This window comes from Bacillus sp. JJ1521 (assembly GCF_036965165.1).
GTDB lineage: Bacteria > Bacillota > Bacilli > Bacillales > Bacillaceae_L > Ferdinandcohnia.
The window spans coordinates 4,432-4,960 of record NZ_JBALOX010000245.1 but is presented as its reverse complement, the minus strand read 5'-3'; the positions used below and the strand labels follow the sequence as shown (position 1 = coordinate 4,960).

The following is a 529-nucleotide window of genomic DNA, read 5'->3' as shown; positions in this document are numbered from 1 at the left end:
GGGTATATAAATAAGATAAAACTGGCTGATTTTGAATTATATCTGGATTTGTTAAAACACCTACAATCGGAACAATCATCCCAATCCCTAATGTTTCGAATAATGCTGCAGCAATCATCATTAACAACAAAACTAATAATCGTTTCTTTTCTTTTTTATTAAATAGCATTAATAGCTTTTTGATTGAGTCCTTCAACTTCTACACACCTACCATTTTACACCTCAAGTAAATGAATAGTCCCCAAGAATGTAGTTATTTTTAGTCCTAAAACTAGACATCTATTTTTTAAATTTACCATTGTAGAACTTCCTCTTGTTTTCTCACTTTCTTCTAGAGGATTCCCTTCAATATTTACTTGTTTAAGCTTAGGAAGCTTCATCAGTAATCGAAAGTCAGAAATACTATTGTTACTGAGATTAAGTCTCTCAAGATTTAAGAAATATTCTAATCCATCCAAGTTTGAAATACCTTTATTACTTAAATCTAATTCTTTTATTTTGTACAATTCTGATATCTTTATCCACTTTT

General features: G+C 29.1%; 1 protein-coding gene and 1 pseudogene. Both read right to left on the bottom strand.

Annotation, left to right across the window (positions count from 1 at the left end; genetic code table 11):
- Positions 1 to 196 (bottom strand): annotated as a pseudogene (locus tag V7147_RS23645) (ABC transporter ATP-binding protein); the annotation flags it as partial.
- A gap of 19 nt (positions 197 to 215) precedes the next feature.
- Positions 216 to 529: leucine-rich repeat domain-containing protein (locus V7147_RS23640; protein ID WP_335370248.1), on the bottom strand; the 314-nt coding region annotated here is incomplete at its 5' end.